Source organism: Ancylobacter sp. IITR112, from assembly GCF_041415945.1.
Taxonomy (GTDB): domain Bacteria; phylum Pseudomonadota; class Alphaproteobacteria; order Rhizobiales; family Xanthobacteraceae; genus Ancylobacter.
Map to the genome: position 1 here is coordinate 1527856 of NZ_JBGCUS010000001.1, position 23257 is coordinate 1551112.

At 68.9% G+C, this 23257-nt stretch carries 25 protein-coding genes, 1 tRNA gene and 1 pseudogene; 21 read left to right on the top strand and 6 right to left on the bottom strand.

Annotation, left to right across the window (positions count from 1 at the left end; genetic code table 11):
• Window positions 1-19: 19 nt before the first annotated feature.
• Window positions 20-1081 carry a porphobilinogen synthase gene (gene hemB / locus AAC979_RS07240; protein ID WP_371346146.1) on the bottom strand — a complete coding sequence of 354 codons (1062 nt, stop codon included), beginning with the start codon at window positions 1079-1081 and terminating at the stop codon, window positions 20-22.
• 283 nt (window positions 1082-1364) lie between these two features.
• On the opposite strand from hemB, the gene AAC979_RS07245 reads away from it, so the two are divergent.
• From AAC979_RS07245 to ldtR, 3 genes are all read left to right on the top strand, one after another.
• Window positions 1365-2426: an enoyl-CoA hydratase/isomerase family protein gene (locus AAC979_RS07245; protein ID WP_371346147.1), complete on the top strand. Its 1062-nt coding sequence runs from the start codon at window positions 1365-1367 to the stop codon at window positions 2424-2426.
• A gap of 25 nt (window positions 2427-2451) precedes the next feature.
• Entirely contained in the window at window positions 2452-2883 is a 432-nt protein-coding gene (locus AAC979_RS07250) for a DUF6163 family protein (RefSeq protein ID WP_371346148.1), read from the top strand.
• Between the two features lie 135 nt (window positions 2884-3018).
• Window positions 3019-3540 carry a transcriptional regulator LdtR gene (gene ldtR / locus AAC979_RS07255; protein WP_371346149.1) on the top strand — a complete coding sequence of 174 codons (522 nt, stop codon included), beginning with the start codon at window positions 3019-3021 and terminating at the stop codon, window positions 3538-3540.
• A 15-nt stretch (window positions 3541-3555) separates the two neighbouring features.
• Here the strand turns inward: ldtR and AAC979_RS07260 are convergent, their stop codons facing one another.
• The gene (locus tag AAC979_RS07260; protein ID WP_371346150.1) at window positions 3556-4587 is read right to left on the bottom strand and encodes a histone deacetylase family protein; all 1032 of its coding nucleotides are present in this window, start codon (window positions 4585-4587) and stop codon (window positions 3556-3558) included.
• Between the two features lie 253 nt (window positions 4588-4840).
• Here AAC979_RS07260 and glyA point away from each other — a divergent pair, with 253 nt between their 5' ends.
• The 9 genes from glyA (at window position 4841) to AAC979_RS07305 (ending at window position 12661) form a co-directional block, all read left to right on the top strand.
• A complete protein-coding gene (gene glyA, locus AAC979_RS07265) occupies window positions 4841-6148 on the top strand; it encodes a serine hydroxymethyltransferase (RefSeq protein ID WP_371346151.1) in 1308 nt (435 codons plus the stop codon).
• 9 nt (window positions 6149-6157) lie between these two features.
• Complete coding sequence (nrdR, locus tag AAC979_RS07270; RefSeq protein ID WP_371346152.1) at window positions 6158-6676, top strand: transcriptional regulator NrdR; 519 nt, start codon at window positions 6158-6160, stop codon at window positions 6674-6676.
• A 31-nt stretch (window positions 6677-6707) separates the two neighbouring features.
• Window positions 6708-7820: a bifunctional diaminohydroxyphosphoribosylaminopyrimidine deaminase/5-amino-6-(5-phosphoribosylamino)uracil reductase RibD gene (gene ribD / locus AAC979_RS07275; RefSeq protein WP_371346153.1), complete on the top strand. Its 1113-nt coding sequence runs from the start codon at window positions 6708-6710 to the stop codon at window positions 7818-7820.
• A gap of 1 nt (window position 7821) precedes the next feature.
• Entirely contained in the window at window positions 7822-8412 is a 591-nt protein-coding gene (locus AAC979_RS07280) for a riboflavin synthase (RefSeq protein ID WP_371346154.1), read from the top strand.
• Between the two features lie 42 nt (window positions 8413-8454).
• A complete protein-coding gene (gene ribH, locus AAC979_RS07285; protein ID WP_371346155.1) occupies window positions 8455-8949 on the top strand; it encodes a 6,7-dimethyl-8-ribityllumazine synthase in 495 nt (164 codons plus the stop codon).
• Window positions 8950-8954: 5 nt separating this feature from the next.
• The gene (gene nusB / locus AAC979_RS07290) at window positions 8955-9449 is read left to right on the top strand and encodes a transcription antitermination factor NusB (protein WP_371346156.1); all 495 of its coding nucleotides are present in this window, start codon (window positions 8955-8957) and stop codon (window positions 9447-9449) included.
• An 11-nt stretch (window positions 9450-9460) separates the two neighbouring features.
• A complete protein-coding gene (gene thiL, locus AAC979_RS07295; protein WP_371346157.1) occupies window positions 9461-10471 on the top strand; it encodes a thiamine-phosphate kinase in 1011 nt (336 codons plus the stop codon).
• A 109-nt stretch (window positions 10472-10580) separates the two neighbouring features.
• On the top strand, window positions 10581-11345 hold the full coding sequence (locus tag AAC979_RS07300) for an ABC transporter substrate-binding protein (RefSeq protein ID WP_371346158.1): 765 nt from the start codon (window positions 10581-10583) through the stop codon (window positions 11343-11345).
• 74 nt (window positions 11346-11419) lie between these two features.
• Window positions 11420-12661 (top strand): NAD(P)/FAD-dependent oxidoreductase, encoded by a 1242-nt coding sequence (locus AAC979_RS07305; RefSeq protein WP_371346159.1) that lies wholly within the window; start codon window positions 11420-11422, stop codon window positions 12659-12661.
• A gap of 22 nt (window positions 12662-12683) precedes the next feature.
• On the opposite strand, the gene AAC979_RS07310 is transcribed toward AAC979_RS07305, so the two are convergent.
• A complete protein-coding gene (locus AAC979_RS07310; RefSeq protein ID WP_371346160.1) occupies window positions 12684-13220 on the bottom strand; it encodes an outer membrane protein assembly factor BamE in 537 nt (178 codons plus the stop codon).
• A gap of 206 nt (window positions 13221-13426) precedes the next feature.
• On the opposite strand from AAC979_RS07310, the gene AAC979_RS07315 reads away from it, so the two are divergent.
• The 6 genes and pseudogenes from AAC979_RS07315 to AAC979_RS07340 all read left to right on the top strand — a co-directional run.
• Window positions 13427-13990, top strand: a complete 564-nt coding sequence (locus tag AAC979_RS07315) for a ubiquinol-cytochrome C chaperone family protein (protein ID WP_371346161.1) — start codon at window positions 13427-13429, stop codon at window positions 13988-13990.
• Window positions 13987-14526, top strand: coding sequence for a DUF177 domain-containing protein (locus tag AAC979_RS07320; RefSeq protein WP_371346162.1), 540 nt, complete (start codon window positions 13987-13989; stop codon window positions 14524-14526). The genes AAC979_RS07315 and AAC979_RS07320 overlap by 4 nt, the downstream gene beginning before the upstream one ends.
• 121 nt (window positions 14527-14647) lie before the next feature.
• Complete coding sequence (plsX, locus tag AAC979_RS07325) at window positions 14648-15727, top strand: phosphate acyltransferase PlsX (RefSeq protein ID WP_371346163.1); 1080 nt, start codon at window positions 14648-14650, stop codon at window positions 15725-15727.
• Window positions 15724-16695, top strand: a complete 972-nt coding sequence (locus AAC979_RS07330) for a beta-ketoacyl-ACP synthase III (RefSeq protein ID WP_371346164.1) — start codon at window positions 15724-15726, stop codon at window positions 16693-16695. Before plsX ends, AAC979_RS07330 begins: the two co-directional genes overlap by 4 nt.
• Before the next feature lie 98 nt (window positions 16696-16793).
• Window positions 16794-17099 carry an integration host factor subunit alpha gene (locus AAC979_RS07335; protein WP_244376685.1) on the top strand — a complete coding sequence of 102 codons (306 nt, stop codon included), beginning with the start codon at window positions 16794-16796 and terminating at the stop codon, window positions 17097-17099.
• Window positions 17096-17375 (top strand): annotated as a pseudogene (locus tag AAC979_RS07340) (MerR family transcriptional regulator); the annotation flags it as partial. The gene AAC979_RS07335 and the pseudogene AAC979_RS07340, both read left to right, overlap by 4 nt.
• Window positions 17376-18184: 809 nt before the next feature.
• On the opposite strand, the gene AAC979_RS07345 reads toward AAC979_RS07340, so the two are convergent.
• On the bottom strand, window positions 18185-18559 hold the full coding sequence (locus AAC979_RS07345) for a septal ring lytic transglycosylase RlpA family protein (protein WP_371349014.1): 375 nt from the start codon (window positions 18557-18559) through the stop codon (window positions 18185-18187).
• 394 nt (window positions 18560-18953) lie between these two features.
• Between AAC979_RS07345 and AAC979_RS07350 the strand changes: the two genes are divergently transcribed.
• The gene (locus AAC979_RS07350; protein WP_371346165.1) at window positions 18954-20495 is read left to right on the top strand and encodes an aldehyde dehydrogenase family protein; all 1542 of its coding nucleotides are present in this window, start codon (window positions 18954-18956) and stop codon (window positions 20493-20495) included.
• Here AAC979_RS07350 and AAC979_RS07355 read toward each other — a convergent pair.
• A complete protein-coding gene (locus AAC979_RS07355; RefSeq protein ID WP_371346166.1) occupies window positions 20468-21139 on the bottom strand; it encodes a nitroreductase in 672 nt (223 codons plus the stop codon). The genes AAC979_RS07350 and AAC979_RS07355 overlap by 28 nt on opposite strands.
• 126 nt (window positions 21140-21265) lie before the next feature.
• Between AAC979_RS07355 and AAC979_RS07360 the strand changes: the two genes are divergently transcribed.
• Window positions 21266-21343: transfer RNA gene (locus AAC979_RS07360), tRNA-Pro, on the top strand.
• Between the two features lie 220 nt (window positions 21344-21563).
• Entirely contained in the window at window positions 21564-22934 is a 1371-nt protein-coding gene (locus tag AAC979_RS07365; RefSeq protein WP_371346167.1) for a lipopolysaccharide biosynthesis protein, read from the top strand.
• Window positions 22935-22942: 8 nt separating this feature from the next.
• Here AAC979_RS07365 and AAC979_RS07370 read toward each other — a convergent pair whose 3' ends face one another.
• The gene (locus AAC979_RS07370) at window positions 22943-23185 is read right to left on the bottom strand and encodes a DUF2842 domain-containing protein (protein ID WP_371346168.1); all 243 of its coding nucleotides are present in this window, start codon (window positions 23183-23185) and stop codon (window positions 22943-22945) included.
• Window positions 23186-23257 lie beyond the last annotated feature (72 nt).

Consider the following 23257-nt stretch of genomic DNA (forward strand, 5'->3'; position numbering starts at 1 on the left):
GGAACGCGCCCCGCCGCCGTCAGGCGTCGCGGGCGAACTTTTCCGCCACGCGAGGGGCGAAATAGGTGAGGATGCCGTCGGCGCCGGCGCGCTTGAAGGCCATCAGGCTCTCCATCATCGCCTTCTCGCCGTCGAGCCAGCCATTGCGGGCCGCTGCCTCGATCATCGCGTACTCGCCCGACACTTGATAGGCGAAGGTCGGCAGGCCGAAGGTCTCCTTCAGCCGGTAGACGATGTCGAGATAGGGCAGGCCGGGCTTGACCATCAGCATGTCCGCGCCCTCCTCAATGTCGAGCGCCGCTTCGCGCAGCGCCTCCATGCCATTGGCGGGGTCCATCTGATAGGTGCGCTTGTCGCCCTTGAGGCAACCGGTGGAGCCGACCGCGTCGCGGAACGGGCCGTAGAAGGCGGAGGCGTATTTGGCGCTGTAGGCGAGGATCTGCGCGTCGTGATGGCCCTCGCCGTCGAGCGCGCGGCGGATGGCGCCGACGCGGCCGTCCATCATGTCGGAGGGGGCGATGACATCGGCGCCGGCTTCTGCCTGCACCAGCGCCTGCTCCACCAGCACCGCCACCGTCTCGTCATTGAGGATGCGGCCCTGCGTGTCGAGCAGGCCATCATGACCATGGCTGGTGTAGGGATCGAGCGCGACATCGGTGATGAGGCCGATCTCCGGCACGGCGTCCTTGATCGCCCGCAGCGTGCGGCAGACGAGATTGCCGGAGTTCAGCGCCTCACGCCCGTCCGCCGTGCGCAGCGCCGGGTCGGTGTAAGGGAAGAGCGCCAGCGCGGGAATGCCGAGCCGCGCCGCCCGCTCCGCCTCGCGCACCGCCTCATCGACGGTGAGGCGCTCGACGCCCGGCATGGAGCCGATCGCGCTGCGCTCGCCATGCCCGTCCTTGACGAAGATCGGCCAGATGAGATCGGCGACGGTGAGCGTGTTCTCCCGCAGCAACTGGCGGGCCCATTCGGATTTGCGGTTGCGCCGGGGGCGCTGCAGCAGATCGAGCTTCGAGGAGGAATCCGGCCGGCCGGAGGGCTCGGGATGAACGGGGCGCGGACGGGCGAAGGGAATGGTCATGAACAAGCTCGCGAAGACACTCGGCAGGGAGGCCGGGATCCCGCCGCGTCGCCTCCGGCGCGGCACTTTCGAATGGTTATAGCTCCATACGACGTCGCGCGCGACCTCTTCACCCGGGTGATTGCGTATAAGCCGGTTTTCACATTGCGGGGCATGTTGACGCGGTGGGGCACCGGGCGCCGACCGGACGCCGCGGCGTGGGGGCCTTCATCGGCCTTGCGGCTTTGCCGGCAACGTGGAAAGCCCTAAGTGGCAGGCGAGACAGCGGCAAGGCAGGAGCCACGTGACTACCGATATCGGCATCAGCTTCGAGCAGCGGGGCACGCTCGGCCTCGTGACGCTCGACCGTCCCCGGGCGCTGAACGCGCTCGACCATCCCATGGTGCGCGCCATGGACGCGACGCTGCGCCGCTGGATCGACGACCCGTCCATCGCCCATGTCGTGCTGCGCTCCGCGCATGAACGCGCCTTCTGCGTCGGCGGCGATGTGCGCGCCATGGCCGAACTCGGCCGCACCGGGCGTAAGGAGGAGGCGCGGCAATACTGGCGCGACGAATACGCGCTCGACTATCTCATCGCCAGCTACCCCAAGCCCTTCGCCTCGCTGGTCGACGGCCTGTGCTTCGGCGGCGGCTTCGGCCTGAGCGGGCATGGGCGCTACCGCGTGGCCGGGGAAACTCTCGGCTTCGCCATGCCGGAAGTGGCCATCGGCCTGTTCCCCGATGTCGGCGGCACCTTCGTGCTGCCGCGCCTGCCGGGCTGGAGCGGCACCTGGCTCGCCATGACCGGGGCGCGCATCGGCATGTCGGACGCGGTGGCGCTCGGCCTCTACACCCATCACATCCCCGTTGCCCGCTGGCCCGATTTGCTCGCCGTGCTAGCTGCGGGCGAGCCGATGGAGGCGGCGCTCACCCGCCATGCCGCCCGCCCGCCGGCGCCGGCCCTCGCCAGCCTCTACCCGCATATCGACCGCATCTTTGCCGGCGGCTCGGTGGCGGCGATCGTGGTGGCGCTGGAAAAGGTGGGGGAAGGCGAGGGCGAGGCGGCGGACTTCGCCCGCCTGCAGCTTGAGACGCTGCGCCGCGCCTCGCCGACCAGCGTGCACATCGCCTTCCAGCAGATGCAGCGCGGGCTCGGCCTCGACCTTGCCGGCTGCCTGTCGCTGGAATTCCGGCTGGTGACGCGGCTTCTGGACCAGAGCGACTTCTTCGAGGGGGTGCGCGCCGTGCTGGTCGACAAGGACCAGAAGCCGATCTGGCGTCCCGGCCGGCTGGAGGAGGTCGACCCCGCCGCCATCGCCGCGCTGTTCGAGACGCCGCTCGACGACGAATTGCTGCTTGCCTGAGCGCGATTTGGAGTATGGAAGCGCCATGAGCTCGCCCTACGACCCCATCGACGCCACGCTCGGCCTGGCCGGCACCCACATGCCGCTCTGGCAGTCGCGCGTGATCATCTATCTGCGCTGCCTCGCCGGTTTCCTCATGGTGAAGACCGTCTATAGCTGGACGCTGATCTGCGGCGTGTGGGACGGCGACATGAGCCGGTTCGAGATGATTTCGCTCGCGGCGAAATCGGCGGTGATCTGGGCCGCGATCATGAATCCCGTCGCTGCCGTCGGCCTCTGGCTCGGCGCCTCCTGGGGCGTGGTGCTGTGGCTGGTGACGGCCATGGTGCAGATTCTCATCAACGCTTCGGCACCGGAGGGCGTCGGCCGGCTGATGTTCGTCGCCGCGCTGGAGACGGTGCTGGTCGCCGGCTACGCCTTCCTGACCTACAAGGCCGCGCGCGAGAGCGAACGCTGACGCTTCACCATCTGTTAACCCCCGGTGGTGACGAAGGATTCAGCCTGTCGCTTAAACCGATCTTAGCTCCGCCCGCCGAAGACTTGGCCTCTCACGAGAGGGATCAATCCCCAGAGCGAGACAGGGGTACGGGCCATGCGCGCAGCTCAGGCGGCCAATGTCGTCAGCATCAACGAGGCCGGGGAGGAGCGTCGGGACGCGATCCGTCCGCTCTACCGGGAAGCCGTCACGCTGGTGGAACGGCTGCACCGGCGGCTGCTCGACGTGGTCAAGGACGAACTGGACCGGCGCGGCCGCGAGGATATCAACGCGGTGCAGGCGCTGCTGCTGTTCAATATCGGCGACGCCGAGCTGACGGCGGCGGAACTGCGTACGCGCGGCTATTATCTCGGCGCCAACGTCTCCTATAATCTCAAGAAGCTGGTTGAGACCGGCTTTCTCGACCATCGCCGTTCGCGCGTCGACCGCCGCGCGGTGCGCATCCGCCTGACCGAGAAGGGCGAGGAGGTGCGCGACATCGTCGACGGCCTCCACGCCAAGCATCTCGTCACCATCGAGCAGATCGGCGGCATCGGCCCGCAGGATTTCCAGCAGCTCAACAAGGCGCTGAACCGGCTGGAACGGTTCTGGACCGACCAGATTCTCTACCGGCTCTGATCGGCCGTCCGCAGCTCAGCGCTGCAGGAACCCTTCCAACGTGTTGGCCACATTGATGCCGATCGCCTCGACGGCATAGCCGCCCTCCATCACGAACAGGGTGGGGCGGGCGAGCGCGGCGATGCGGGCGCCGATTTTCAGATAGTCCGGGCTGTCGAGCAGGAATTGCGAGATCGGGTCTTCCTTGTAGGTATCGACGCCGAGCGAGACGACGACCACATCCGCCCCGAACGCCTCGATCCGCGCGCAGGCGGCCTCCAGCGCCGCGCCCCAGCCGGCATAGTCGGTGCCCCAGCGCAGCGGGAAATTGGCGTTGAAACCTTCACCGACACCGGCCCCGATCTCGTCGGCAAAGCCGAGGAAATAGGGAAATTCCTGCAGCGGGTCTGCGTGGATGTTGCACACCAGCACGTCCGGCCGGTCGTAGAAGATCGCCTGCGTGCCGTTGCCGTGATGGTAGTCGACATCGAGAATGGCGACGCGGGCGGCGCCCCGGTCGCGGAAGCTCTGTGCCGCGACGGCGGCATTGTTGATGAAGCAATAGCCGCCCATCGTGCCGGCATGGGCGTGGTGGCCGGGCGGACGGCAAAGGGCGAAGGCGGATTTCTCGCCGCCGGCGACGAGATCGACGCCGGTCAGCGCGATGTCGGCCGCCGCCTGCACGGCGTCCCAGGTGCCCGCCACCATGCAGCAGCCGGCATCGAAAGAGTAATGGCCGAGCTTGCCGTCAATGGTCTCCGGCACGATGTCTGTACGCATGCCCGGAGCGCGCCAGAAGCTCGGCAGCGCCGGGAAGTCGCGGCCATCCGCCGTCCACAGCTTCCAGGCATCGGCGAGGAAGCGGACATAATCCGCGTCGTGCACCTTGAGCAGCGGGTCGAGACCGTGCGCCGCCGGCTCGATCAGCGTGCCGAAGGGCCGCTCGCCAATGGCGTTGAGAATCATCGCCACCCGCTCGGGCTTCTCGAAAGCGGGGACGACCCGGCCGTTCATCAGTTCGACATGGCCGGAATGGCCGAGATGGCGCGGCGAGTGGATGATTTTCATGGCAGGGCCCGGATTCGCGAAACGGTGGGGGCGCCACGATAGGCGCGGGCGGCGCGCGCTGTCATCTCCCCCCGTGCCGTTCCGCCTTGTGCGGTGTCGCGCCCTTCCGCAGCGTCTGCCGCCTCGATGCAAGGCACCCCTGCGGCGCGCATGCTTTGAAAGCCCGGGGTGCTGTGCTAAGCGACCCGCCTCGATTTCGCGGTCGGCACGCCGCCGGCCGGGAGGCATCGCCACCGCCCAGGGAGGCCGGTCTATGTCGTCCGAAGCTCATGCTTCTTCCGCTGAATTCACCAACCGCTTCTTCTCGGCGCCGCTGTCCGAGACCGATCCGGAGCTCGCCGGCGCCATCACCGCCGAGCTCGGCCGCCAGCGCGACGAGATCGAGCTGATCGCGTCGGAGAACATCGTCTCGCGCGCCGTGCTCGAGGCGCAGGGTTCGGTGCTGACCAACAAATATGCCGAAGGCTATCCCGGGCGCCGTTATTATGGCGGCTGCCAATATGTCGACGTGGCCGAGCAGCTTGCCATCGACCGCGCCAGGAAGCTGTTCGGCGCCGGCTTCGCCAATGTGCAGCCGCATTCGGGCGCGCAGGCCAACACCGCCGTGTTCTTCGCCCTGATGCAGCCGGGCGACGCCTTTCTCGGCCTCAACCTCGCCGCTGGCGGTCACCTGACCCATGGGGCGCCGGTGAGCCTGTCGGGCAAGTGGTTCAAGCCGATCCCCTATAATGTGCGCCGCGACGACCAGCGGATCGACTATGAAGAGGTGGCCAAGCTCGCCGACGAGCACAAGCCGAAGGTGCTCATCGCCGGTGGCTCGGCCTATCCGCGCCATATCGACTTCGCCAAGATGCGCGAGATCGCCGATTCGGTCGGCGCCTATCTCATGGTCGACATGGCCCATTTCGCCGGTCTGGTGGCGGGCGGCGTGCACCCCAATCCGGTGCCGCACGCCCATGTGGTGACGACCACCACCCACAAGACCCTGCGCGGCCCGCGCGGCGGCATGATCCTGACCAATGACGAGGATCTGGCGAAGAAGTTCAACTCCGCCATCTTCCCCGGCATTCAGGGCGGCCCGCTGATGCACGTGATCGCGGCGAAGGCCGTGGCCTTCGGCGAGGCGCTGCAGCCGGAGTTCAAGGTCTACGCGAAGAACGTGGTCGAGAACGCGAAGGCGCTGGCGGAAAACCTCAAGGGCCACGGCTTCGAGATCGTCTCCGGCGGCACCGACACCCACCTCATGCTGGTCGATCTTCGCCCGAAGAAGCTGACCGGCAAGGTGTCGGAGATCGCCCTCGGGCGCGCCCACATCACCACCAACAAGAACGGCATCCCGTTTGATCCGGAGAAGCCCTTCGTCACCTCCGGCATCCGCCTCGGCACCCCGGCAGGCACCACGCGCGGCTTCGGCGTCGCCGAGTTCCAGCAGGTCGGCGACATGATCGCGGAAGTGCTCGATGTGCTCTCGCAGAAGGGCGTCGACGAGGATAGCCTCGTGGAAGCGTCGGTGCGCGGCAAGGTGGCCGAGCTGGTCGCCCGTTTCCCGCTCTATAGCTGAGGCCGAACGATGCGCTGTCCTTACTGCGGAAGCCTCGACACCCAGGTCAAGGATTCCCGTCCCACCGAGGACAGCGCCGCCATCCGCCGCCGCCGCATCTGCCCGGATTGCGGCGGCCGCTTCACCACCTTCGAGCGGGTGCAGTTGCGCGAACTCACCGTGCTGAAGCGCTCCGGTCGCCGCGTGCCGTTCGACCGCGACAAGCTGGCCCGCTCCATCGAGGTGGCGCTAAGGAAACGCCCGGTCGAGCCCGAGCGGGTGGAACGGCTGGTCTCCGGCCTCGTCCGCCGGCTGGAAAGCATGGGCGAGAGCGAGATCACCTCTGAAATGATCGGCGAGCGGGTGATGGAAAGCCTCAAGCAGCTCGACGATGTCGCCTATGTCCGCTTCGCCTCGGTCTACCGCAATTTCCGCGAGGCCAAGGATTTCGAGACCCTGCTGGGCGAACTCGGCCCCCGGCTCGCCGAGGGCGCATCGGTGGAGGAGCTGACCGCGCGCCGCCCGAATGATGGGGAACTCGACGACTAATGCCCGGCCGGCGCGCAACGCTCGCTATCCCATGACCGGATCGGCTCTCGACGCCGCGCTGATGGCGGCCGCGCTCAGCATCGGCAGGCGCGAACGCGGCCATACCTGGCCGAACCCCGCCGTCGGCGCGCTGGTGGTGCGTGACGGTCCACGCGGGCCGCTCATCGTCGGACGCGGCTGGACCGCGCAGGGCGGGCGCCCGCATGCCGAGCCGCAAGCCCTGGCGCAGGCCGGGGAGGCGGCGCGCGGCGCCACGCTCTATGTCACGCTGGAACCCTGCTCGCACCATGGCGGTACGCCGCCCTGCGTCGACGCCGTGCGCACCGCCGGCATTGCCCGCGTGGTCGCGGCGGTTCAGGACCCCGATTTCCGCGTCGCCGGCCGGGGCTTCTCCATTCTGCGCGAGGCGGGAATCACCGTCGATGTCGGCACCGGGGCGGCGCAGGCACTGATCGACCATGCCGGGCACATCCGTCGCGTCACCGAGGGGCGCCCGCACATCATGCTGAAAATGGCGGTGTCGGCCGACGGCAAGGTGGGTCTGGCCGGACGCCGGCCGGCGGCGATCACCGGCGCGATGGCCCGGGATCGGGTGCACATGCTGCGCGCCACCCATGACGCGGTGCTGACCGGCATCGGCACCGTGCTGGCCGACGATCCGCTGCTCACCTGCCGCCTGCCGGGCATGGCGCAGCGCTCGCCGCTGCGCCTCGTGCTCGACGCCGAGCTGCGGCTTCCCGCCACCAGCGCGCTCGCCCGCAGCCTCGATGTCGCCCCTTTGTGGATCGTGGCCGCCGAGGACGCGCCGGCCGCGCCGGAAGCGATGCTGGGCGCCATGGGCGTCGAGGTGATGCGGGTGCGGCGCCGGCCGGAAGGCGGGCTCGATCTCGACGAGACCCTGAAGCTGCTGGCGCTGCGCGGCCTGACCCGGATCATGGTCGAAGCCGGCCCGCGCGTCGCGGCGTCCTTTCTCGCGGGCGGGCTGGTGGACGAGGTGAACCTGTTCACCGCGCCGCGGCCGCTCGGCCCGGACGCGCTCGACGCGCTGGAGGGGCTGCCACTCGGTGCCCTTGATGACTATCTGAGCGTGGTGGATGAGGAAAAGCAGGGCGTGGACCGCCTGCGCATCATGAGGCGTCGCTAGAATGTTCACCGGCATCGTCACCGACATCGGAACCCTGCGCGCGGTCGAGCCGCGCAACGACGTGCGGCGGCTGACCATCGCGACGCGCTATGACACCTCCGGCATCGAGCTCGGCGCCTCCATCGCCTGTTCGGGCGTCTGCCTCACCGTGGTGGCGCTGCAGCCCGACGCTTTCGAGGTGGAGGCTGCGCCGGAAACGCTGGCGGTGACGACGGCCGGCGACTGGGCCATCGGCGGGCGGCTCAATCTGGAACGCGCGCTGAAGATCGGCGACGAATTGGGCGGCCATATCGTGCAGGGTCATGTCGACGGCGTGGCGCATGTCGTGGCGCGCGAAGACCTCGGCGAGACGACGCGCTTCACCTTCGAGGCCCCGGCGGCGCTGGCACCCTTCATCGCCACCAAGGGCTCGGTGACGCTCGACGGCACCTCGCTCACCGTCAACACGGTGGAGGGCAACCGCTTCTCCTGCCTGCTGATCCCGCACACGCTGACGCACACCACCTGGGGCGCGGTCGAGGCGGGAGGCCGTGTCAATATCGAAGTCGACATGATGGCCCGTTACGCCGCGCGGCTTGCGGAGTTCCGTTGACGCCTGTACGTCGTCGGCTCTGTCAGTTCATGAGGTAACACCATGGCGAGCCCCCGCCCGCCGCGCGCATCCGATGCCGCCGAAACCGTTCCGCTGTTCGGTGAACGCATTCTCATCGTCGAAGCGCGCTTCTACGACGACATCGCCGACGAGCTTCTGGCCGGCGCGCTGGGCGCCATCAAGGCGGCGGGCGCGCATGCCGACGTCATCTCAATGCCCGGCGCGCTGGAGATTCCGGTCGCCGCCGCGATCGCGCTCGATGCCGCCGCCGCCGCCGGCCGCCCCTATGACGCACTGGTCGCGCTCGGCTGCGTGGTGCGCGGGGAGACCTATCATTTCGAGATCGTCGCCGGCGAATCGTCCCGCGCTCTGATGGACCTCGGCGTCGCTCGCAAGGTGCCGGTGGGCAATGGCATCCTCACCGTCGAGACCGACGAGCAGGCCTGGGTGCGGGCGCGGGTTTCGGACGGCAATAAGGGTGGCGGCGCGGCCGAGGCGGCGCTGGCGCTGCTTCGCCTCAAGCGCCGGGTCGGGTGAGCGCGATGACGACCGAGGACAAGCCGGGCGCCAAACCCGCCGGACACAAGCCGCTGCGCAAGAGCGCCGCCCGCCTCAACGCCGTGCAGGCGCTCTACCAGATGGATCTGGCGGCGACGCCGCTGTCGGAAATCCTCGCCCAGTTCGAGAGCCACTGGATCGGCCAGGAGATCGAGGGCGACGAGATCGCTGTCGCGGACGTCAACCTGTTCCGCGACATCGTCAGCGGCGTGGTGCGCGAGCAGCGGCGCGTCGACACGCTGCTGGACGCCGCGCTGGTGCATGGCTGGCCGCTCAAGCGCATCGAGGCGGTGCTGCGCGCGACGCTGCGCGCCGGCACCTATGAACTTTCCGAGCGCCCGGACGTTCCTGCCCGTGTGGTCATCGCCGAATATGTGAACGTCGCCGGCGCCTTCCTCGACCGGGAGGAGACCGGCATGGTCAATGCGGTGCTCGACGGCATTGCGCGGGAGAAGCGGCCGGCCGATTTCGCCGGCTAGAGGGGGAGGCGATGGCGGAAGGTTGCAGCGCGGCGGTGCCGTCCGGCGAAGAGGCGCTGATCGACCGGCTGTTCGCGCCCATCGCCACCCATCCCGGCGCGCTGAACCTGAAGGACGATGCCGCGCTGCTCGCCGTGCCACCCGGCCATGAGCTGGTGCTGACCAAGGACGCGCTGGTCGCCGGCGTGCATTTCTTCGCCGACGATCCGCCCGACGCCATCGCCCGCAAGGCGATGCGGGTGAACCTGTCCGACCTCGCCGCCAAGGGCGCTCGCCCACTCGGGGTGATGCTGGCCTTCGCCATCCCGCCCGAGATGGACGCCGCCGCGCTCGACGCCTTTGCCGGCGGCATCGCGGCCGATGCCGCGCTGTATGATGCCCCGCTGCTCGGCGGCGACACGGTGCGCACGCCGGGGCCGTTCACCGTCTCCATCACCGCCATCGGCGCCGTGCCGGCGGGCACCATGGTGCGCCGGGCCGGCGCGAAGGCCGGGCAGGCGATCGTGGTCAGCGGCAGCATCGGCGACGGCGCGCTCGGCCTCGCCCTGCGGCTGGACCCCGCTCGCCCGGGCTTTGCCGGGCTGAGCGAGGAGGAGGCCGGCTTCCTGCGCGAGCGTTATTTGCTGCCGCGCCCGCGCCTGCCACTGATCCGCGCGCTGCGCGAGCATGCGAGCGCGGCAATGGATGTGTCCGACGGGCTGATCGGCGACCTCGCCAAGATGTTGGCCGCCTCGGGCATTGGCGGCGAGATCGACATTGACCGTGTGCCGCTGAGCCCCGCCGCCCGGCGGGTGCTGGCGGCGGAGCCGGCCCTGCGGGAGACCGCGCTCACCGGCGGCGACGATTACGAAATCCTCGCAGTGGTGCCGCAGGAGGCGCTGAGCCGCTTCCAGACCGTCGCCACCACAGCGGGAATTGGCGTGTCGGTGATCGGCCTCACGCGGGAGGCACCGGAACTTTCAGTCCGAGATTCCGCCGGCGCGCCGGTGGCGTTCCGCCGAGGCAGTTTCAGCCACTTCTGACAAGCCCCGCCAAAGGTTGGGTGTTTCCACGATTGCCTGCGGGCCGGCCGCGACCTAGCCTCAGGGCGGGTCGCCGGAGCAACCGGCGCCGGTTACGGGAACAGCCACAATGAAAATCGCCAAGATTCTGCTCGCGGCCGCCGCGCTCGCCATCGGCACCGGCGCCGCGCAGGCCGAGATGAAGAAGGTCCGCATCGGCACCGAGGGGGCCTATCCTCCGTTCAACTCGGTCGACTCCTCGGGCAAGCTCGTCGGCTTCGACATCGAGATCGGCGAGGCGCTGTGCGCCAAGATGAAGGTCGAATGCACCTTCGTCGCGCAGGACTGGGACGGCATCATCCCCGCGCTGCTCGCCAAGAAATACGACGTGATCCTCGCCTCGATGTCGATCACCGACGAGCGCAAGGAGAAGGTCGCCTTCACCATTCCCTATTACCTGACTCCCGGCAGCTTCATCGCGCCGAAGGACACCAAGATCACCGAGATCACCCCGGCGGCGCTGAAGGGCAAGACCATCGGCGCGCAATCCTCCACCACGGGCGCGACCTATCTCGAAGACAAGTACAAGGACTCGGAGATCAAGCTCTACCCGACGCAGGACGAGGCCAATGCCGACCTTGCCGCCGGCCGCCTCGACGCCGTTCTGGCCGACAAGTTCGTGCTCTATGAATGGCTGGAGAAGTCCGCCGACGGCAAGTGCTGCAGCTTTGTCGGCCCCGACCTCAAGGACGTGAATCCCCAGGGCACCGGCATCGCCGTGCGCAAGGAGGACAACGAGCTGCGTGAGGCGCTGAACAAGGCGATCGAGGAGATCAACGCCGACGGCACTTTCGCCAAGATCAACGCCAAATACTTCCCGTTCCCGATCAACTGATCGGCTCGCGGGCGGCGCTCCGGCGTCGTCCGCCCCTGCATCGTGCCGACCGCCCCTCTCCCCGCAGGTTCATCATGAAGACCGACACCATCGTGCTCGGCGCCGGCATTGTCGGCACCAGCGTCGCCCATCACCTCGCGCAGCGGGGGCGTTCTGTCGTGCTGGTGGACCGGCGCGGCCCGGGCGACGAGACCTCCTATGGCAATGCCGGGCTGGTAGAGCGCGCCTCGATCTACCCGGTCGCCTTTCCGCGCAAGATCTCGGCGCTTGTGGATGTGGCGCTGGGGCGCAACCCGGCGGCGAACTACCACTGGGATGCGCTGCCCCGGCTGATGCCGTGGATGTACGCCTATTGGCGCGCCTCATCGCCCGCCCGGCTGCTCGACTATGCCCGGGACATGGGAAAGCTGCTGGCCTTTACCGTCGACGAGCATGACCGGCTCGCCCGCGCCGCCGGCGCCAGCCATTTCTTCCGCGAGGGCGGCTGGCTGAAGCTCTACCGCACCGAGGCGGGCCTCGATGTCGAGCGCAGCGAGTTTCCCCTGGCGCATTCCTACGGGTTGAGCGCCCGCGAGATCAGCGTCGACGAGGCGCTGGAGATGGAACCCTCGCTGCGCCCGGTGTTCCGGGGCGCGGTGATCTGGTCGGACCCGCATTCGGTGTCGAGCCCCGGCGGCGTGACGCAGGCCTATGCCGCGCATTTCGCCGAGCTTGGCGGGCGCGTGCTCCGCGGCGATGCCCGCACCCTGGCCCGGCTCGGTTCGGGCTGGTCGGTCACCACCGAGGAGGGTGCCGTCGAAGCGCCCGAGGTGGTGGTCGCTCTCGGCCCCTGGGCGATGGACCTGCTGCGCCCCTTCGGTGTCCGCCTTCCGCTGGAGGTCAAGCGCGGCTACCACATGCATTACCATGCCGAGGGCAATGCCAGCCTTTCGCGTCCGGTGCTGGACGAGGAGGGTGGCTATGTCATCACGCCGATGGTCGGCGGCATCCGGCTGACGACGGGCGTCGAATTCGCCCGCCGCGACGCGCCGAAAAGCCCGGTTCAGCTTGAAAAGACCGAGGTGCTGGCGCGCGGCCTGTTCCCCCTCGGCGCCCGGGCCGAGCCGGAGCCGTGGATGGGCAGCCGCCCGGCCTTCCCGGACATGCTGCCGGTGATCGGGCCGGCGCCGGGCCAGAACGGCATGTGGCTCGCTATCGGCCACCAGCATCTCGGCTTCACGCTGGGGCCGATCACCGGCCGCCTGCTGGCGGAAATGATGAATGGCGAGGTGCCGTGCACCGACCCCGCCCCCTATTCGGCCGAACGCTTCCGGTGAGCCGGCGAACCCTACGCCCGGGTCAGAGGCCCGGGCGGAAGCTGGTGGCGTTGAAGATCTGGCCGATCAGCGAGACTTCCGAGCCGCCGGTCGGCGTGCTGCGGCTGATGAAGTCGAACACCTTGCCGTCCTTGAGGCCGTAATCGGCGATGCGGGTGACGCGCTTGTCCTTGGGGTCGAAATACACCGCGATCACGCGCTGATCGGTGATTTCCGGCCGCAGGAACATCACCTTCTTGGCCTTTTGCGAGATGTAGTAGAACACCTCGCCATCCACGGTGGCGACGGTGGACGGCGTGCCGAGCACCAGCAGCACCTGCTCCTGGCTGGAGCCGATGGGTATCTGCTCCAGCGCTTCGGGGGCGATGACATAGCCGCGCTGCTGCTCCTGCACGAAGCCCGTGGGCGAGCGGGGTAGCCCCATGCTGGCGGTCGCCATCGGCATATCGCCGGAACAGCCGGTGAGGCCGACCACCGCCACGCCGGCCACTGCCAGCGAGGACAGGGCGACCATCCGGGTGCCGGGAGCCTTGTTCCGCGTCGCGCGCGTCGATGCCATCCACTCAACTCCGAAGCTCGTGCCGCAGGCGCCGGAAGGCGTTGCGGCCAGGGGCAGAAAGCACAGGGCGGGTGCCTGATGCAACCATTGCGGCCACAGGCCGGCCCGCCGCAGCGCGGGCCGGACGCGGGGTTGCCAGCGCCGGCCGCCCGCGCTACCTCGCCACCCGAGCCATGTCGGCCAAGGCAATGAGGCAGGAGCCGTCCATGATTCTGCGTTTCTTCCGCCGGAACGACGGAGGCGAGACCATTCAGCGGCTCTATGGCGCGATCGTGGCGCATTCGCGCCAGCCGGTATTTTACACCGATTACGCCGTGCCCGACACCATTGAGGGGCGCTTCGAGATGATCCTCGCCCATGCCTTCCTGCTGTTCCATCGCCTCAAGGGCGAGGACGAGGCGCGGCGCGCGCTGGGTCAGGGGGTGTTCGACGCCTTCTGCACCGACATGGACGCCAATCTGCGCGAAATGGGCGTCGGCGACCTTACCGTGCCGAAGAAGATGAAGAAGGTGGCGGAAGCCTTCTATGGCCGCATCGCCGCCTATGAGGCGCCGATCGAGGCGGGCGACCTCGACGCTCTCACCCAGGCGGTGCTGCGCAACGTCCATGGGTCGAAGCCGGCGCATGAGGGTGAGGCGCGCGCCTTCGCGCACTATATGATAGCTGCCGTGGCCGCGCTGCGGGCGGTTCCTTTCGCCCGCTTCGCCGCCGGCGACTTGCCGCTGGCGCCACCGCCCGCTCTCGGCACCACGGAGATCGACCCGTCATGACCGATACATCGCCGCTGTCCCATCCTGTCCTCGTCGCCAGCCTGCCGGATGAGGGGCTGACGCTGAAGATCGCGCCGGACGCCGCCACCCGCGCCACGCTGGCGGCCGATCTCGGCATCCCCGGCATTGCCTCGCTGAACGCAGAGGTGACGCTGACCCCGGGCCGTGGTGGCACGGTTCATGTCACCGGCCGGGTCGATGCGGTCGTCACCCAGACCTGCGTGGTGACGCTGGAGGATTTCGACGCCCGGGTTTCCGAGGCGATTGACCTGCGCTTCGCCCCGCCTGAGAAGCTGCCGGAGATCCGCCCCGGCGCGGAAATCGACGTGTCCGAACTCGATCTGCCCGACCCGCTGGTCGATGGCAGCATCGACGCAGGCGCCGTGGTGGCGGAATTCCTCGCCCTCGGCCTCGATCCCTATCCGCGTAAGCCCGACGCGCATTTCGAAGGACCGGCCGAGCCGGGGCCGGTGGAAACATCGCCTTTCGCGGCGCTGGCCAAGCTGCGCGGGAGCGGCGAGGGCAATGCCGATTAGGCCGGGGCAGGGCGGGGAAATGCAACGCAGCTATTGTCAGGACCGCTCAACTCGGGCATGCCGTCAGCGCGACGCTGGCGTCGCCCCGCCGTCCCCGCGATCAATGAGACCCCGCCGCTAGATGTCCTCGCCCGTTCGAATAGCGCTCGACGTCATGGGCGGCGACCATGGACCCGACGTGGTCCTTCCCGGCGCCGAGATCGCGCTCACCCGCCATCCCGACATCGTCTTTCTGCTCTATGGCGATTCCGCGCGGATCGGGACTCTGCTCAAGGACCGCCCGCGGCTGGCGGCGGCGAGCACCGTCGTGCACACCGATGTGGTCGTGCGGATGGACGACAAGCCGAGCCAGGCGCTGCGCCAGGGCCGGCGCGTCTCTTCCATGTGGCGCGCCATCGACGCGGTGCGGGTGGGCGAGGCCGACTGCGCCGTCTCCGCCGGCAATACCGGCGCGCTGATGGCGATGGCCAAGGTCAACCTCAAGATGATGGCCGGCATCAGCCGTCCGGCGATTGCCTGCCTGTGGCCAACCATGCGCGGAGAGAGCGTGGTGCTCGATGTCGGCGCTTCGATCGGCGCGACGGCGCAGCATCTCGTCGACATGGCGGTGATGGGCGCGGCGATGGCGCGAATCGTCTTCGACATAGAGCGGCCTTCGGTCGGGCTGCTCAATGTCGGCGTCGAGGAGATCAAGGGCGTCGAGGAGGTGAAGGATGCCGCCGCCGCCCTGCGCGCGTCCGAGCATCCCGGCCTTGCCTATCACGGCTTCATCGAGGGCGACGATATCGGCCGCGGCAGCGTCGACGTGGTCGTCACCGAGGGCTTTTCCGGCAATATCGCGCTCAAGACCGCCGAGGGCACGGCCAAGCAGGTCTCGGAATTCCTGCGCGGCGCCATCAGCCGCAGCTTCATGGCCAGGATCGGCTATCTGCTGGCGAAAGGCGCGTTCCGGGCGCTGCGGGAAAAGCTCGACCCGCGCAAGTCCAATGGCGGCGTGTTTCTCGGCCTCAATGGCGTCGTGATCAAGAGCCATGGCGGTACCGATGCCGAGGGTTTCGCCTCGGCGGTCGATATCGGCTACGACATGGTCCGCTACCAGCTTCTCTCCCGCATCGAAGCGGGAATGAATGATCGTCCGCAGGTCAGCCATGCCGGCGCTGCGGATGCCACCGTCTCTGACGAGTTACAGGTTCCATCGTGAGTGCAATCCGTTCCGTCGTGCGTGGTGTCGGCTCCTATCTGCCGGCCCGCTGTCTGACCAATGCCGACCTCGCGCAGATGGTCGACACCTCCGATGAATGGATCGTCCAGCGCACGGGCATCCGCACGCGGCACATAGCGGCGGAAGGCGAAGTGACCTCCGACCTCGCCATCCACGCCGCGAAGGCGGCGCTGGCCGATGCCGGGCTGACGCCCAATGATATCGACCTCATCGTGCTGGCCACCTCGACCCCGGACAACACCTTTCCCGCCACGGCGGTGAGCGTGCAGGCCGGGCTCGGCATGACCCATGGCGCGGCATTCGACCTGCAGGCGGTGTGCTCGGGCTTCGTCTTCGCCCTCGCCACGGCCGATAATTTCCTGAAATCCGGCGCCTATCGCCGCTGTCTGGTCATCGGCGCGGAAACCTTCTCCCGCATCCTGGACTGGTCGGACCGCACCACCTGCGTGCTGTTCGGCGACGGTGCCGGCGCGCTGGTACTGGAAGCGGTGCGCGACGGCGATGAGGGGCGCGGCATCCTCACCTCGCATCTGCGCTCGGACGGGCGGCACAAGCACAAGCTCTATGTCGATGGCGGCGTGTCCTCCACCCGCAGCGTCGGCTTCCTGCGCATGGAAGGCCGCGAGGTGTTCCGCCACGCCGTGGGGATGATCACCGATGTGATCGTCGACGCTTTCCAGGCCACCGGCGAGTCGGCGGAGACCATCGACTGGTTCGTGCCGCACCAGGCCAATCGCCGCATCATCGACGCCAGCGCGGTCAAGCTCGGCATCGCACCGGAGAAGGTGGTCATCACCGTCGACAAGCATGGCAACACCTCCGCGGCCTCGATCCCGCTGGCGCTGGCTGCGGCCTATGCCGATGGCCGCATCAAGCGCGGCGATCTGGTGCTGCTGGAAGCCATGGGCGGCGGCTTCACCTGGGCATCCGCGCTCGTGCGCTGGTAATACGCGCCGCAGGCGCGAAGCGCCGTTGACCGGCAAGGGCGACGGCGCCTAGTTTGACGTTCATTAACAGCGGCTCCGACGGGACAGGGAACACGGCAATGGCAGGTCGCACCATCACGCGCGCCGATCTGTGCGAGGCGGTTTATCAGCGGGTTGGGCTTTCGCGCACGGAATCGGCGGCGCTGGTCGAGACGGTTCTATCGGAGATCGCCGACTGCGTCGCACGCGGCGAGACGGTGAAGCTCTCGTCCTTCGGCTCCTTCGTGGTGCGGCAGAAGGGCGAGCGCATCGGCCGCAACCCGAAGACCGGCGAGGAAGTGCCGATCGCCCCGCGCCGGGTGATGGTGTTCAAGCCCTCCAACATCCTCAAGCAGCAGATCAATCGGGCCTCGCCGGAGTCGTGAGCGCGCGGCAGGACCAGTCGGGGGCGGAGAAGGGGCCTGACGCCTTCCGCACGATCAGCGAGGTCGCCGAAGACCTCGACCTCCCCCAGCACGTCCTGCGCTTCTGGGAGACCCGCTTCCCGCAGATCCGGCCGCTCAAGCGCGGCGGCGGGCGACGCTATTACCGCCCGGACGATGTCGAATTGCTGCGCGGCATCCGCCATCTGCTTTACGGAGAAGGCTATACGATCCGCGGTGTCCAGCGCATCCTGAAGGAGGAGGGGCCGCGCTATGTGCAGGCCCTCGCCCGCGACTTGGACGCCGAGGCGCCGGCTTTCGTGGAGGGGCGCCGGGACGCGATGGACGATGAGGCGCCGCCGCGCCAGCCGGCAGCCAGGCCGCAGCAGGTTCCCGTGCCGGAGTCGCACCCGGCGCCCGAACGGAGCTTCGCACCCGACGAACCGGATGGCGGCTCCTTTGGCGGTAGTTTCGACCTGATGCCGGGCCACGCGCGGCCGCTGTCGGAGGACACGGGAGCGCGGGAAGGCATGGCTGCGCGGGACGATATGGCTGCCCGACGCGGCCGGCGGCGGCCGGAGAGCGCGCCCGATCATCTCGACCTGCCGCTGCTCGCCGATCTCGCTCCGCCGCCCCGGCCCGCGCAAAGCGAGCCGGCGATGCGCGCCGTGCCGCCGGTGCCCGGCCGCGCCGCAGCGGACCCTTTCCTTGCCGAGCCGCATTTTCCCGAACTCCACCCGGCCGCCGGGTCGGGGGAAGGGTTGGCGCCGGAAGCGCGCCCGGCCGAGCCGCGCCCCTCCTTCCCCTTCCGTCCGGTGGGGCCGGGGCCGGCGACGCCGGCGATCGACGATATGCTGAACTATGTGCCGGAACGGGCGCGCGCGCCACTGCCGGTGGACGCGCCGCCATCGCACCCGGCGACCGCCGCGCCTTCCGCTGGGCTCTCGGCGCGCGCCGGGCTCAGCCGCGACGAGGTGCAGCGGCTGCAGGCGGCGCTGCACGAATTGCAGGAGTGCCAGCGGCTGCTCGACGCCGCGCGGGACCGGAGCAACTGAACGCGCGCCCCGGTCCGCGAGTGGGCCGAGGCGTCAGTCGACGACCGCTATATCGACCTTCGCGACACCGCGCTTGCGGAAGCCGAGTTCATCGGCCACGGCGGTCGACACGTCGATGATGCGTCCCCTGACGAAGGGACCGCGATCATTGATCCGCACCACCACCGAGCGGCCATTGGCCTTGTTGGTGACGCGAACCCGGGTGTTGAAGGGCAGGCTGCGATGCGCCGCCGTCATGGCCTTGGCGCTGTGCCGTTCCCCATTGGCGGTGCGTCCGCCATAGCCGTAATAGGACGCCATGCCGGACGTCGCGGTGAGGCTGGTCTTCTTTGAACTTGCAAGGGCAGCATTGCCGCCGGCGATAAAGATGATCCCCGTCGCGAATGCCGCGCCGGCGACCCGTCCCATTCCCCAAGCCGTCAATACCTTCGTCCTTCTCCTGTTGGTGAAGGGGCGATGCATGAAAAGGAAATGTGGCAGGGGCATCACGACATTGTGGCTATAACGCGCAGCGTCGAAGCATGTCGTTGTTGGCATGATAATAATATCCGCCAGTAGATCAAGGCTCGACTTGGTCCGTCCCCAGTCGAAATCCCTCACTCACATCCGGGGTGCGCGGACTGTAGCCAGCGACGCAAGGCGTTGAATATAGATGGCATTACAGATATGCGCAGCGGCCCACGGGCTAGTCTGCGAGAGTTAGAGAGCGCCGCGCTCATCCTAAAGCGCCGATGGATTTCCGGCCCGTCCGGGTGCTATTCCAGCGCCACGGGCTGCGGCCATTTGTCGAGGGAGCGTTGGAATGGCGACGAACGAAACCTGCCAGTCGAAGCCGGTGACGGAAGAGGTCGCCGGCCTGCTCCGCAGCCTCGGCGTCGCCGAGACCAACTGGCGCGGCGGCACGCGGCCGGTGCGCTCGCCCATCACCGGCGCGGTAGTCGCCCAGGTGGCCGAGGCGCAGGTCGCGGAGGTCGGAGAGGCGGTGGAACGCGCTGTCGCGGCCTTCGAGGCGTGGCGCACCGTGCCGGCGCCGCGCCGGGGCGAGCTGGTGCGCCTGCTGGGCGAGGAACTGCGCGCCAACAAGGCCGATCTCGGCCGGCTTGTGACGCTGGAGGCGGGCAAGATCATCTCCGAGGGTCTCGGCGAGGTGCAGGAGATGATCGACATTTGCGACTTCGCCGTCGGCCTGTCGCGCCAGCTCTACGGCCTCACCATCGCCTCGGAACGCCCCGGCCATCGCATGATGGAAACCTGGCATCCCGTGGGGCCGGTGGCGATCATCACCGCGTTCAATTTCCCCGTCGCCGTCTGGTCGTGGAACGCGGCGCTGGCGCTGGTGTGCGGCAACAGCGTCATGTGGAAGCCGTCGGAAAAGACACCGTTGACGGCGCTGGCGGTGCAGGCGCTGTTCGAGCGCGCCGCCTTCCGCTTCGGCGGGGCGCCGGAGGGATTGTCGCAAGTGCTGATCGGCGGCGCCGAGATCGGCGCCGCGCTCACCGACGAGCCGCGCATTCCCGTCGTTTCCGCCACCGGCTCGACGCGGATGGGCCGCATTGTCGGCGAACGGGTGGTCCGCCGCTTCGGGCGTTCGATTCTCGAACTCGGCGGCAATAATGCCGCCATTGTCTGTCCCTCGGCGGATCTCGACCTCGCTCTGCGCGGCATAGCCTTCGCCGCCATGGGCACGGCCGGGCAGCGCTGCACCACGCTGCGCCGCCTCATCGTGCATGAGAGCGTCTATGATACGCTGGTGCCGCGCCTCGCCAAGGCCTATGGCTCGGTCGGCATCGGCGATCCGCGCGAGGCGGGGACGCTGATCGGCCCGCTGATCGACAAGGCCGCCTTCGACGCGATGCAGGCCGCGCTCGATGCGGCCCGCGCGGCGGGCGGGCGGGTGCATGGCGGCGAGCGCGTCGATGTCGGCGGGCATGGGGATGCCTATTATGTCCGCCCGGCGCTGGTCGAACTCGACGCGCAGATCGACATCGTCAGGCACGAGACCTTCGCGCCGATCCTCTATGTGCTGCGCTGCACCGGCCTGCCGGAGGCGATCAAGCTGCACAACGGCGTGCCGCAGGGCCTGTCCTCGTCGATCTTCACCAATGATCTGCGCGAGGCGGAGACCTTCCTGTCGGCGGAAGGCTCGGATTGCGGCATCGCCAATGTCAATATCGGCCCTTCGGGCGCGGAAATCGGCGGGGCGTTCGGCGGCGAGAAGGAGACGGGCGGCGGGCGTGAATCCGGTTCCGACGCCTGGAAGGCCTATATGCGGCGCGCCACCAACACCATCAACTATTCCCGCGCCCTGCCGCTGGCTCAGGGTGTGTCGTTCGACATCGACTGATCGGGCGACCAGAAACGTACCACCGCGTCGAGGGCCGGCCGCGGCCGGTCCTCGGTGATGCGCGTCGGCCGGCCGATATGAATGAAGCCGGCGATCCGTTCGCCCGACCCCACGCCGAGCAGAGCGGCGGCTTCAGGGTCGCGCCCGGGCCATTTCAATAGCCACTGCGTGGCAAAGCCCATCGCGACCGCGCCCGCTGTGAGCGCCATGCCTGCGGCACCGGCGGACAGCAGCTGATTCCACTCCGGCACCTTCGCCGCCGGATCGGGGCAACTCACCAGCACCACCGTGACCGGGGCGCGCATCAGATACTCCGTCCACATCTGCGCTTTCGCCGGCGGCAGATCCGGATTCTGCCGGGCATAAAGCGCGTCGAGCCGGGTGCCGAGCCCGCCCCGCGCCGTGCCGGCGAGCACAATGAAGCGCCAGGGAACCAGCCGGCCATGATCGGGCACCCGCGCCGCCAGGGTGAGCAGGCGCCGCAGTTCCTCCTCCGTCGGCCCCGGCTCGGCTAGGCCGCGCAGCGGGGAGGAACGGCGCGTCTCCAGCCGTTCCAGCATCGGTGCGCAGGCGGGAATGTCGAGCGCGGGAGCGTTCTCGCCGTCGGTGGCGGGGGCGTGCGGGTGCAGGGAGTGGTGCATCATTCGGCCTCCATCACAGAGGGCGAGGATAGCCCAAAGCCGAATGGAAAGCCGCCGCGCCGTCCACAGGGCACGCGGCGGCTTGCATAAGGGCCGGCAAATGGCTAGACAGACGGCGCCTCACGGCGTCGGAGCGTAGCGCAGCCTGGTTAGCGCACTAGTCTGGGGGACTAGGGGTCGGAGGTTCAAATCCTCTCGCTCCGACCATTTCATCGGCCGTCCGCCCTTTCACGGGCATCCCCTTCAGCCGGTACACTTACCCACAGATCGAGACGCTTTAACACGGTGGAAACCATGGCAGTGCCTAATAGGCCCCATGATCGACCCGCGCGAAAGCTCACCGCCGACAGCCGCCGCTACCGCCCGTCGGGCGGCGGACGCGGAATCAGCGATTCGGCCGGCGGCGGGCTTGCCGCTTGCGCGCCGGATGATCATTCCAGCGCTTGCTGCTCTCGCCGTGGCGGGCGTCGCGGGCGAGATCACCGCACCACGCTACGAATCCCGGGCGCGGCTGTGGATTGACGGGCGCGATGCCGCCGCGGGGCGCGACAGCGTCAAGGTGTTGTCCTCGCGCGACTTCGCCCGGCAGGCAATCGAAAATCACGGGCTGGCCGGGCGCCTCGCCAACCCGGCGGGGGGCGGCGCCGGCGTGCTCTCCGGCAGCGCTCTCACCCTGGCCGGCTTCGCCCGGCCGCCGGAGACGGCTCCGACCTCGCGCGAAACGCTTGCCCTGCGCACGGTGGAGCGCGGGTTGGAGGTGCGCCAGATCGGCGGCGGGCAGGTGGCGATCGACTTCGTGTCGCCGGACCCTGCGCTGTCGGCCGATGTCGCCAACGCTTTCGCCGCCACCTATGTCGACCTGCGCCAGACGCGCGGCGTGCACGCGGCCGAGCCGGCCGGGCCGGGGCCGATCCCCGCCCGCGTCATCGCCAATGCCGCGCCCGCGCAGTCGTCGCGCTGGCCGACGCCGCTGCTCTCCAGCCTCGTGGCGGGAATCGGCACCTTCCTGCTGGTGTTCGGCCTGCAGGGCTGGCTGCGCCGGCGGCAGGGCGCGCCCGGGCATGAACTCGGTGCCGTGCCGCTGCCGGAAACCTCGCCGCGCCCGCGCCAGCATCTGCCCTGGATCGGCGCCGACACCGGCGAGGCGGCTACGTGCGACGACCTGCCGAGCCCGCTGCGGCTATTGACGCGCGAACGCGAGCAGGCCGATCTCGCCCGGCTGGTGGAGCTGCGCGGCAGCGCCGCACGCCTCGTCACCGTCACCGGCAGCCGGCCGGACGAGTCCATCGCCCGTTGCGCGCTGGCCCTTGGGCGCTCGCTCGCCGGCTCGGCCGAGCGGCGGGTGGTCGTCGTCTGCCTCGATGTCGCCTCGCCCGCGCTCGATGGGCTGACGGCCGATCCCCGTGCACCGGGACTGACCGACCTGCTGTCGGGGGTCTGCGGCTTTTCGGACGCCATTCACCGTGAAAGCGCCTCCCGCTGCCACGTCATCCCGCCAGGGCGTGGGGCGCGCGAGGCGGATGGGCTTGTCACGGCCGACCGGCTTCCTCTGATTCTGACCGCGCTGAAGCAGACCTATGATCACGTGATTGTGGCCGCGCCGCCCTTGGGCGGCATGGCGGGCGCGGAGCGTCTGGCGGGACTCAGCCCGACCACCATTCTGGTCACCCAGCCGGGAGGGATGGCGACCGACGCGGTGCAGGCCTTCGACGCGCTGGCATCGCTCGGCTTCGGCGAAATCGCCATGATCACCTTCACGCCGGAGACGGCCGAGCGGGCGCTCTCGCGCGCGGCGTGAGGGCCCTTCTACAGCGTCTCGGAGCGTCGGTCGTGCCGCTGCATCCAGCGGATAAGCACGGCGGCCGGGACGATCCAGCCAATGCCGAGCACGACATAGGCGACGAACTGCCAGAGGGCGGGCAGGGTGGTGACGCGCCCCTGCGCCAGCGCCATCGCCGCCAGCGCCCAGCCCAGCACCAGCAGCACCATCAGCACCGTGCCGACGAATTTGCGCGAGCGGGCGGAAAGACCGGGACGGGGGGCGGACATGGGCGGCTCCGGGCTGAACGGTCGCGCGAGACAATGAGTCCCGTTGCGCATGGGCGCCGGCCTCTATATCGC